The organism is Phocaeicola sp. (assembly GCF_057861905.1).
The window spans coordinates 1-10292 of sequence record NZ_DBMACV010000093.1; the positions used below are offsets into that span (position 1 = coordinate 1).

General features: G+C 45.0%; 10 protein-coding genes and 2 tRNA genes. 10 read left to right on the forward strand and 2 right to left on the reverse strand.

The features are described from left to right. Window positions 1-238: 238 nt before the first annotated feature. Window positions 239-406, forward strand: coding sequence for a hypothetical protein (locus tag ACZM60_RS13450; protein WP_021969906.1), 168 nt, complete (start codon window positions 239-241; stop codon window positions 404-406). Window positions 407-1137: 731 nt separating this feature from the next. On the opposite strand, the gene ACZM60_RS13455 is transcribed toward ACZM60_RS13450, so the two are convergent. Together ACZM60_RS13455 and ACZM60_RS13460 are read right to left on the reverse strand one after the other, a co-directional pair. Then, window positions 1138-1211, reverse strand: a tRNA-Thr gene (locus ACZM60_RS13455). 21 nt (window positions 1212-1232) lie between these two features. After that, window positions 1233-1306 (reverse strand) — tRNA-Thr (locus tag ACZM60_RS13460). 310 nt (window positions 1307-1616) lie between these two features. Between ACZM60_RS13460 and ACZM60_RS13465 the strand changes: the two genes are divergently transcribed. From ACZM60_RS13465 to ACZM60_RS13505, 9 genes are all read left to right on the forward strand, one after another. Then, the gene (locus tag ACZM60_RS13465; protein WP_021971551.1) at window positions 1617-2153 is read left to right on the forward strand and encodes a DUF4199 domain-containing protein; all 537 of its coding nucleotides are present in this window, start codon (window positions 1617-1619) and stop codon (window positions 2151-2153) included. 3 nt (window positions 2154-2156) lie between these two features. Further along, a complete protein-coding gene (locus ACZM60_RS13470) occupies window positions 2157-3107 on the forward strand; it encodes a glycosyltransferase family 2 protein (protein WP_021971550.1) in 951 nt (316 codons plus the stop codon). A 2-nt stretch (window positions 3108-3109) separates the two neighbouring features. Continuing rightward, complete coding sequence (locus ACZM60_RS13475) at window positions 3110-3673, forward strand: DUF6452 family protein (RefSeq protein ID WP_340319127.1); 564 nt, start codon at window positions 3110-3112, stop codon at window positions 3671-3673. After that, window positions 3621-4331 (forward strand): DUF6048 family protein, encoded by a 711-nt coding sequence (locus tag ACZM60_RS13480; RefSeq protein ID WP_021971548.1) that lies wholly within the window; start codon window positions 3621-3623, stop codon window positions 4329-4331. Before ACZM60_RS13475 ends, ACZM60_RS13480 begins: the two co-directional genes overlap by 53 nt. 6 nt (window positions 4332-4337) lie before the next feature. Continuing rightward, window positions 4338-4913, forward strand: a complete 576-nt coding sequence (locus tag ACZM60_RS13485; protein WP_489521754.1) for a manganese efflux pump MntP — start codon at window positions 4338-4340, stop codon at window positions 4911-4913. A 15-nt stretch (window positions 4914-4928) separates the two neighbouring features. Next, window positions 4929-5939, forward strand: a complete 1011-nt coding sequence (locus ACZM60_RS13490; RefSeq protein ID WP_021971546.1) for an FAD:protein FMN transferase — start codon at window positions 4929-4931, stop codon at window positions 5937-5939. A 14-nt stretch (window positions 5940-5953) separates the two neighbouring features. Beyond that, window positions 5954-7945, forward strand: a complete 1992-nt coding sequence (locus ACZM60_RS13495) for an OPT family oligopeptide transporter (protein ID WP_489521755.1) — start codon at window positions 5954-5956, stop codon at window positions 7943-7945. Between the two features lie 268 nt (window positions 7946-8213). Beyond that, window positions 8214-9056 (forward strand): alpha/beta hydrolase, encoded by an 843-nt coding sequence (locus ACZM60_RS13500; RefSeq protein ID WP_021971544.1) that lies wholly within the window; start codon window positions 8214-8216, stop codon window positions 9054-9056. A 109-nt stretch (window positions 9057-9165) separates the two neighbouring features. Next, window positions 9166-9708 carry a 30S ribosomal protein S16 gene (locus tag ACZM60_RS13505; protein ID WP_489521756.1) on the forward strand — a complete coding sequence of 181 codons (543 nt, stop codon included), beginning with the start codon at window positions 9166-9168 and terminating at the stop codon, window positions 9706-9708. Window positions 9709-10292: the final 584 nt, after the last annotated feature.

Consider the following 10292-nt stretch of genomic DNA (forward strand, 5'->3'; position numbering starts at 1 on the left):
GCTGGAGTAGTATAAATGGGGCCAAAAAAAGCTTTGAAGGGGTTGTTATCTACAACAACCTCATATTCATCGTACCTATAAATCGTTTAGGACAACATTGGCCGCAAACAGCAAAAAACATCTGGCTTATAAGATATTTTAACAAAAAGGAATAGGGATTTTCCCCATATCATGCGTTTTCAGGTAAACGATGGCTTACAACCGTAAAACAATTACCCACTAACAACCATAACATAGTATGAAAAAGATTATCTTACCCTTAGACTTTCTTTTGCTGGGAGGCATACAGACTCCTACGTGTGGAAACGAAGAAAATATGGCCGAACAGGCAGTTTCCTCTACCCTCTTGTCGAATCCTGCAAGTCCCGAAAGACCAGCCAGTGAGTTGCCGCAATATACAGATTAACAAACGATACCTGTCAGAATGACATTTTGTATATTTTCTCCTCCGAGAATCGTTTGTTTGCGGACAATAATCCGGGCAACTGTTTTCCGAGAAGTATTATAAGGCATATCCTGCTGTAAATCAGATTAATGGCTAAAAATTTAACAAATCAGGAAAGACAAAATAGCCTGTCTGCACCCTTACAAAAGCCCATTTTCAAGGTTTTTGATGACTTTTGCGGAAAAGACAGCCAACTTATCAGGAGATTTTTTTAATTTCTCTCGATGTTTTTAAATTTTTCGCTGACGTTTTTCCCGAAACTTGCCGGGAAAACATGCATAAAAAAACCGATTTACATGTTTTTATGCACTAAGACTGAATAAATTTTCAGTTTTCCGGCTTCTTTTTTTGCCAGAACAGGAAAAAACAAAAAAGCGAGAGTCAGCAGTTTACCGCTTTATCCAGCAAATTGATACTGATAAAGAAGTTTATGCTCCTTTTTGAATTGCAGTAAACCAACGGACAAAAACAGGCAATAAAGCTCGTCCGAACGAACTTTTAACAGAAAAAAAACATGCTCTTTCAACAAAAAGGCCCCAAAATTGTTTTTATATACAAAACAGGGAGAATTAAAGAGAGAAACAATTAGACTAACTAAACTTTATGTACAAGGAAATGCTGCCGCTACAACACCGGCGGCATTTTTTATGCCCATATACGAAAAAAGTTGGAAACAATGTTCCAACTTTTCGAGCCTCTTGTCGGATTCGAACCAACGACCCCGAGATTACAAATCACGTGCTCTGGCCAACTGAGCTAAAGAGGCAATAACTATGTTTTATTTTCGAGCCTCTTGTCGGATTCGAACCAACGACCCCGAGATTACAAATCACGTGCTCTGGCCAACTGAGCTAAAGAGGCAGGTGGGCAAGCTTACCATATCGCGCCGCTACAACCAACTACCTTTGCTGCGATCAAGCCCTGGAGGATTCGAAGGGAGCTGGCCGTATGGGACTTACCCATGTTATGTCTGCATCAGAGATTCACTTGCGATGTTTCTCATTTGCGGGTGCAAAGGTAGGTATATTTTTTGAATGTGCAATACTTTGTCTCAAAAAATTTCACAAAAATCGAAAGAAATACGTTTTTTCCGAGTTTTATAGCCCGGAATATCTCCAAAAAACGTACTTTTGTAGTCTTATAAATATAAAGATATAAAGGAAAAACAGAAATGCCAACAGACAGACCGATTACACTTCAGGAACATGCCATGCGATTTGGTACTTTTATGGGAATATACTGGATTATCAAATTCATTTTTCTCCCCTTAGGGTTCAGTATTCCTTTCCTCCAGCTCTTGTTCGTGCTGCTTACTCTTTTTGTCCCGGTGTTAGGCTACATTTATGTACGCAAGTTCAGAAACACGTATTGCAACGGCGAACTGTCATTCTTCCGCGCATTTCTTTTCACCTTGTACATGTACCTGTTTGCTACTCTTCTGGTAGCCGTGGCACACTATGTTTATTTCCGTTTTCTGGATCACGGCTTTCTGGCCAGTGCCTATCTGCAGCAGTTGGAGAACGTCAAATCGGCTGCACAAGGCGAAATGGTAACCTCCATCGATCAACTGATTCAGGCATTCGACACCATTTCATCGCTAACCCCACTGCAACTTACATTTCAATTGATTTTTCAAAATATATTTTACGGTATCCTGCTCGCCATACCTACCGGCCTGGTGGCAATGAAACAAAAAAAACAATTCTGACCTATGGATATATCAGTAATCGTACCTTTATATAATGAGGAAGAGTCTTTACCCGAACTGCATGCTTGGATAAAGAGAGTGATGGACGCAAACCATTTCAGCTACGAAATTATTTTCGTAAACGATGGCAGTACCGACGGTTCATGGAAAGTTATCGAATCGCTGAGCAAGGAGAACAAAGAAGTAAAAGGCGTAAAGTTCCGCCGGAACTACGGTAAGTCGCCGGCTTTGTTCTGTGGATTCGAACGGGCGGAAGGCGATGTGGTCATCACTATGGATGCCGACCTGCAGGATAGTCCGGATGAAATTCCGGGACTTTACTATATGATTACCGTCGACGGATACGACCTGGTTTCCGGATGGAAGCAGAAACGCTATGACCCGCTGTCGAAAACAATCCCGACCAAGCTGTTCAATGCTACGGCACGTGCCGTTTCGGGCATCCATAACCTGCACGACTTCAACTGCGGACTGAAGGCGTATCGGAAAGACGTGGTCAAGAATATCGAAGTTTACGGCGAAATGCACCGCTACATTCCTTACTTGGCAAAAAATGCCGGCTTTACCAAAATCGGCGAAAAGATCGTTCATCATCAGGCACGAAAATACGGAAAGACCAAATTCGGGCTGAACCGCTTCGTCAACGGCTACCTGGATTTGCTTACCCTGTGGTTTTTATCCACCTTCGGCGTCAAGCCGATGCACATTTTCGGCTTTCTGGGTTCCATCATGTTCATCTTGGGATTCATCGCTGTAGCCATCATCGGCATCAACAAGCTGTACGACCTGTACTCGGGCAATCCGTACAGACTGATTACAGACAGTCCGTATTTCTATCTTGCCCTGACAACCATGATTATCGGTACCCAGTTGTTCCTTGCCGGATTTATCGGAGAACTGATAGCCCGCAATGCTCCCGAGCGTAACAAATATCAAATAGAAAAAGAACTGTAACCATGAGAAAACTACCGGTCATATTAGGCTTGCTTTTGTTCTTATGCGTATTCTTCCCCGCCTGCGAGGTGGAGAATTGTCCGCCTAACTCCATGTCGTATGCACATTTCGCACTGGTAGACCAGAACGGACGGTCGTTCAGCACATCAGACACCATAACCGTTGTAGGCCAGACGCTCGTCGGCATCGTTGTATACGATACACTTACAGACGGAAGCCTGCAGCCACGTACCGTCGACTCTCTGGTTTCGGACACCTTCATAAACAGAGAAGCTGGCGCCAGCAGTTTCAAGCTGCCGCTCAGTTACAATAACAGCACCCGTTTCGTACTTAGCTACCGTAGTCTGGAGAACAGATTTTCCGGAACAGATACCATCAACATCAGTCACCGGAATATCCCCTACTTCATCAACCTTGACTGCGGGTCGATGATGTTTTACGAGGTTACCGGTGTAACAAGTACGCACCACCGCCTCGACTCACTGACTATAACCAACCCGAATATAGACAATAATGAAAAAGAAAATTTCAAAATATATTTCACTGTTATTGCTTCTGACGAGTAGTCTGCTGCTTCCAACTCCTGCACATGCACAGAAAAAGGACAAGGAAACACTGAAGGCAGAATACAAGGCTTCCCCGCTCTATCAGGGAACGTCCATCGGTATAGAAATAGCCGGCGCGGGCGGGTATCTGCTGGGAAGTGACATGCTGAGCAGCGAAATCATCCTTCAGACTAACCTGAAGAACCGCTTTCTGCCCGTTATCGAAGTGGGATATGGAAAAACGGATGTCATCAACGATGCCAACGATATGCACTACAAGACTTCGGCTCCTTATTTCCGCATCGGTATGGACTATAATGTGTTTTACCAGAAGCCTTACCTGCCGGGATACCTGTATGTGGGCTTGCGATACGGTATGAGCAGTTTCAGCTACGATGCCAGTGGTCCCGACATGACCGACCCGAATTACGGGGGACACATCACCATACCTTATGCCGACTTGGGCGAAAAGAGTAAGGCACAATGGCTGGAAGGCGTAGTAGGTATCAAAGTAAGAATATACAAGCGCTTCCACATGGGATGGGCTGTACGCTACAAGAAGCGCGTGAGCGTAGACAGCCACGAAAACTCCACACCGTGGTATGTGCCCGGATTCGGGAAAAATGGGGGAAGCAGTTTCAACCTGACGTATAATTTAATTTATAACTTACCTTTTTAAGCATAAATGACTACACTCGAAATATGGTTGCTTGCCGTCAGTCTGGCGATAGACTGTTTTACGGTTTCCGTTACAAGCGGTATCATACTGCGCCGCATACACTGGCAGACATTCCTGAAAATGGCTTTCTTCTTTGGATTCTTTCAAGCTCTGATGCCGCTCATCGGCTGGTTCGGAGCAAGCCGTTTCAACCACCTTATCGAATCGTACGACCACTGGATTGCGTTTGGCTTGCTGGCATTCCTCGGAATCCGCATGATACGCGAACATTTCAAGGACAGCGAAGAATGTAGTTTCGACCCCACCAGTCTGAAGGTGATTCTTACCATGGCGGTAGCTACCAGCATCGATGCACTGGCTGTAGGAATATCTTTTGCTTTCACCGGATTCAATGTCGTCGGTCAACTGTTCAGTCCGCTGCTTATCATTGGTTTCGCATCGTTTGTTCTTTCTATAGCCGGCAACCTGATCGGCATCTTCTTCGGGAAACGTTTCAATCTTCGTATGGAACTTTTCGGTGGTCTGGTATTGATTGGCATCGGCGTGAAAATCCTTATCGAACATCTTTTTCTTAACTCATAATAAAGACTTGCACCTATGACAAATAAAAACGTAAAATGGCAACTCCCGTTCCTGGCATTTCTGATTATCGGAACGGTTCTGATTCTCCGGAAACAAGCTCCTTACCAGACAGATGAAGGACTGGTATTCGGAACAATGTACAAGATAACCTACCAGTCGAAGGAGAACTTGAAAAAAGACATTGAAGCCGAATTGCAGAAAGTAGACAACTCGCTTTCTCCGTTCAACAAGCAGTCGGTCATCACACACATCAACAACAACGAAGACATGCAGGTAGACAGTATGTTTGCCTATGTTTTCCGCCTTGCGAAAACCGTTTCCAACGATACACATGGAGCATTCGACATCACTGTGGCCCCGCTGGTGAACGCATGGGGATTCGGATTCAAGAACGCAACGGGCATACAGCCGAATACAATAGACAGCATCCGCCAGTTTGTAGGTTTCCATAAAGTAGACCTGACAGACGGCAAAATTGTCAAAAAAGACCCTCGTGTCATGCTGGATTGCAGCGCTATTGCCAAAGGGTTCGGAGTGGACTGTGTGGCACGCCTGCTCGACAGAAAAGGAGTCAAGAATTATATGATCAACATCGGAGGCGAACTGGTCATGAAAGGTGAGAACCAGAACATGGAAAGCTGGCGCATCGGTATCAACAAGCCGATAGACGACTCGCTCGCCGTAAACCAGGAGTTGCAGACAGTTCTCGAAATTACGAATGCCGGACTTGCCACTTCGGGCAATTACCGTAACTTCTACTACAAGGATGGCAAGAAATATGCACATACCATCGACCCGCGTACAGGCTATCCGGTACAGCATAACATTCTCTCGTCGACAGTCGTAGCAAAGGACTGCGCCACAGCCGATGCCTACGCCACTTCGTTCATGGTACTGGGACTGGACTCTGCCAAGGCTATCTGCAACGCACATCCGGAACTCGATGCGTATTTCATCTATGCACGCGAAGACGGCAAGATGGGTATTTACTTTACCGACGGCATGAAGAAATATTTAAGAAACTAAATACCTGAAAAAACATGAAAGAAACAAACGAAAAACCAACGGGACTGCCCGAAAATGCATTCCGTCCACTGAAACCGGGAGAACAGTATCACCCACTGATGTCGCCCGACAAAAATTATCCGGAGGTAAACCTCTGGTCGGTGTTATGGGGTATTGCCATGGCGATACTTTTTTCAGCCGCCTCAGCCTATCTGGGACTGAAAGTCGGTCAGGTGTTCGAAGCTGCCATCCCTATCGCCATCATTGCCGTAGGTGTTTCGAGTGCAGCCAAACGTAAAAGTGCATTAGGCGAGAATGTCATCATACAGTCTATCGGAGCATGCTCGGGTGTGATCGTAGCCGGAGCCATCTTTACCCTGCCTGCCTTGTATATCTTGCAGGACAAATATCCCGAAATGACAGTCGATTTCTTCCAGATGTTTGTCAGCTCACTGCTGGGAGGTATCTTGGGTATCTTGTTCCTCATCCCGTTCCGCAAATACTTTGTCAGCGAAAAACATGGAGAATATCCGTTCCCTGAAGCTACTGCCAGCACGCAGGTACTCGTTTCGGGCGAAAAGGGAGGAAGTCAGGCGAAACCGTTGCTCTTTGCCGGACTGATAGGTGGTCTGTACGACTTTATCGTGGCTACGTTCGGATGGTGGAACGAGAACTTTACAACCCGCGTCTGCGGATGGGGAGAAATGATTGCCGAAAAGGCAAAGCTCGTCGTTAAAATCAATACCGGAGCTGCCGTACTGGGACTGGGTTACATCGTGGGTCTGAAATATGCTGCCATTATCTGTGCCGGCTCACTTGCCGTATGGCTGATTATCGTGCCGGGCATCTCACTCATTTGGGGAGATCAGGTACTGAATGCATGGAATCCGGCTATCACTGAAACCGTAAGCAGCATGTCGCCCGAAGCAATCTTCTCTCAGTATGCCAAAAGTATCGGTATCGGAGGTATTGCTATGGCGGGTATTATCGGTATCGTACGTTCATGGAGCATCATCAAAAGTGCTGTAAGCTTGGCAGCCAAGGAAATGGGCGGTAAGAAAGCGGAAGCCAATGTAGTGCGTACGCAGAAAGACCTTTCCATGAAAATCATCGCAATCGGTTCTATCATTACCATCATACTGGTGGCCTTGTTCTTCTACTTCGATGTGATGCAGGGCAACCTGCTGCATACCATCGTTGCTATTATTCTGGTAGCGGGTATCTCTTTCCTGTTTACTACCGTAGCAGCCAATGCCATTGCCATCGTAGGAACTAACCCGGTATCGGGTATGACGCTGATGACACTGATTCTGGCTTCAGTCGTGATGGTTGCTGTCGGCCTGAAAGGTGCTACCGGTATGGTAGCTTCACTGGTCATGGGAGGTGTGGTTTGTACCGCGCTGTCTATGGCAGGAGGTTTCATTACCGACTTGAAAATCGGTTACTGGCTGGGAAGTACGCCTGCCAAGCAACAGACTTGGAAATTCTTGGGAACACTGGTTTCTGCCGCTACCGTAGGAGGTGTCATCATGATTCTGAACAAGACTTACGGATTCTCATCGGGTGCTCTGGCTGCTCCTCAGGCTAATGCAATGGCTGCCGTTATCGACCCGCTGATGAACGGTGTGGCTGCTCCGTGGCTGCTGTATGGTATAGGAGCTGTACTGGCACTGGTACTGACTTATTTCAAGGTGCCGGCACTGGCTTTCGCACTGGGTATGTTTATCCCGCTGGAACTGAACCTGCCGCTTATCGTAGGTGGAGCTGTCAACTGGTACGTTACTACCCGCAGCAAAGATGAAGCCGTCAACACAGAACGTGGAGAAAAAGGAACGCTGCTTGCTTCCGGTTTCATTGCCGGCGGTGCCCTGATGGGAGTGGTCAGCGCGGCTATGCGCTTCGGAGGTATCAACCTCGTAAACGAGGCATGGCTCGAAAATCCGCTGAGTCAGGTGGTTTCGCTGGTAGCTTATGTACTGCTGATTGTATATCTGGTAAAAGCCAGCATGAACATCAAGAAATCTTAAGCCAAAGAGCACAGATTTATACATATTATTAATAATATTCACCCACAGATATCCTTTACCTAACGGAAGTCTGTGGGTGTTTTGTTATCTTAAAAGAATTATGCTATCTTTGAACCTGCCAATCCAAAAGTCCTATAGGTATAGACCTGACTAACTTCAGATGTCTAACGGACAGGAAGAAGCCTACGGGCCTCATCCTGCAACAATAAAAGGAATTGAAGACGAATGGCGAAAAGGATATTCAACAACAAAATAAATCAATACACGTATGAAAAAACTATTTCTTTTGAGCATGGTCTTTCTGTCGGCCATACTCTCTGCTCAGAACCCGGTAGAAATTAAATTGTGGCCCAACGGAGCTCCCAACACAAACAACATGACCCAGCAGGTAGAAAACGGACCGCTCTACGTAGCAGAGCCTACCCTTACCGTTTATCCGGCAAAAAACAGCAACGGAATGGCTATCGTCGCCTGCCCGGGAGGCGGATATACTCACCTTGCCATGCAGCACGAAGGACACGATATGGCAAACTGGTTCAACAGCCAGGGTATCACGTATGCCGTACTGACTTACCGCATGCCCAACGGAAACTATGAAGTTCCTCTGAGCGATGCACAACAGGCCCTGCGCATCATGCGCCAACATGCCGATGAATGGAATATCCGACAATTAGGTATCATGGGCTCCTCGGCAGGAGGACATCTTGCCAGCACGGCTGCCACTCACTTTACCGATGCGGCAACACGTCCCGACTTCCAGATTTTGTTCTACCCTGTCATCACCATGGACCCGACGTATACGCACATGGGCTCACACGACAACCTGCTGGGAAAAAATCCCTCTAAAGAACTCGAACAGAAATACTCCAACGAGCTGCAGGTTACTCCACAAACCCCTCCGGCTTTTATCATGCACAGCAGTGACGACGGTGCAGTGCCGGTAGCCAACAGCGTGAACTATTACATGGCACTGGTAAAAAACAAAGTTTCTGCCAGCCTGCACACCTATCCTATCGGTGGCCACGGATGGGGATTCCGCGACTCGTTTACCTACAAACGCCAGTGGACCGGCGAACTGGAAAAATGGCTTCGAGAAATAAATAACAAATAATAACTACTTAACCTTTTGTAATACAAATAAAAATCGTACCTTTGCAGCCGCTAATACGGGATATTAGCATAATTCAAATCATTAACATTAAAAAATTAACGTTTAAAAAATGGCAACTAAAATCAGATTGCAGAGAAACGGACGCAAGAGCTATGCGTTCTATTCAATTGTTATTGCAGATGCAAGAGCACCACGTGATGGTAGATTTACTGAAAAAATTGGTACTTACAACCCTAACACCAATCCTGCCACAGTAGATTTGAATTTTGATCGTGCATTATACTGGGTAATGGTAGGTGCTCAGCCTACTGACACAGTACGCAACATCTTGTCACGCGAAGGTGTTTACATGAAGAAACACTTACTGGGTGGCGTTGCTAAAGGTGCATTCGATGAAGCTACTGCTGAAGCTCGCTTCAACGCTTGGAAAGAAAACAAGCAGAATGGTCTGGCTGCTTTGAAGGCTAAAGAAGATGAAGCTAAGAAAGCTGAAGCAAAAGCACGTCTGGAAGCAGAAAAGAAAGTAAACGAAGAAATCGCTAAGAAAGTAGCTGAAAAGAAAGCTGCTGAAGCTGCTGCAAAAGCTGAAGCAGAAGCTGCTGCTAATGCAGAAGAAGCACCGGCTGCTGAAGAAGCTCCGGCTGAAGCTTAATTCGTTACTTCAAACGACATTGCAGAAAAAGGCTATCCTTTATGGGGTAGCCTTTTTTTATGCCCAAAAGCAGAGATTCAAAAGGTTAAAAAAATAAAATATTAAAATATATTAATTAAAGATAGTCATTTTATTTAATTAAAATAAAGGTTTATATATTTGAGAGAAATTTTAAAATAATTAAAATTTAACAACCTAATCTAATACAACTTTTGTTGTAAGAATATACACACTCAAAGCATAAATACGACATTTTAAAAGTAGAATTATGAAAACACATTTTTTTTTAATCTTCATCCGTGCGCGCTAACGAATATTTTCAAAGATTATTTACCATCTATGAAGAACGCCACATTCGCATCTAATCAATACGAAAAAAAGCAACCAATTTATTTTTTACACACGACAACAAAGTTTATTCATCAGTATTGATTTTAACTTTATGTAACAATAACTTCTTATTACTATGAAAGACAAACTATCTATTACCTGAGTTCGGGATAAGTTTAGAATAAGGCCAGTTGTTTTGAGTCCTCAATATAGTATCCTTGCAATGCATCCGGTTTGTTTTCAAAGAAACAATA

What these genes read in the sequence shown, in the direction of transcription:
- ACZM60_RS13465 (WP_021971551.1), top strand. Translation starts at nt 1,617, where the DNA reads ATGCCAACAGACAGACCGATTACACTTCAGGAACATGCCATGCGATTT.
- ACZM60_RS13495 (WP_489521755.1), top strand. Translation starts at nt 5,954, where the DNA reads ATGAAAGAAACAAACGAAAAACCAACGGGACTGCCCGAAAATGCATTC.
- ACZM60_RS13480 (WP_021971548.1), top strand. Translation starts at nt 3,621, where the DNA reads ATGAAAAAGAAAATTTCAAAATATATTTCACTGTTATTGCTTCTGACG.
- ACZM60_RS13470 (WP_021971550.1), top strand. Translation starts at nt 2,157, where the DNA reads ATGGATATATCAGTAATCGTACCTTTATATAATGAGGAAGAGTCTTTA.
- ACZM60_RS13450 (WP_021969906.1), top strand. Translation starts at nt 239, where the DNA reads ATGAAAAAGATTATCTTACCCTTAGACTTTCTTTTGCTGGGAGGCATA.
- ACZM60_RS13500 (WP_021971544.1), top strand. Translation starts at nt 8,214, where the DNA reads ATGAAAAAACTATTTCTTTTGAGCATGGTCTTTCTGTCGGCCATACTC.
- ACZM60_RS13505 (WP_489521756.1), top strand. Translation starts at nt 9,166, where the DNA reads ATGGCAACTAAAATCAGATTGCAGAGAAACGGACGCAAGAGCTATGCG.
- ACZM60_RS13490 (WP_021971546.1), top strand. Translation starts at nt 4,929, where the DNA reads ATGACAAATAAAAACGTAAAATGGCAACTCCCGTTCCTGGCATTTCTG.
- ACZM60_RS13475 (WP_340319127.1), top strand. Translation starts at nt 3,110, where the DNA reads ATGAGAAAACTACCGGTCATATTAGGCTTGCTTTTGTTCTTATGCGTA.
- ACZM60_RS13485 (WP_489521754.1), top strand. Translation starts at nt 4,338, where the DNA reads ATGACTACACTCGAAATATGGTTGCTTGCCGTCAGTCTGGCGATAGAC.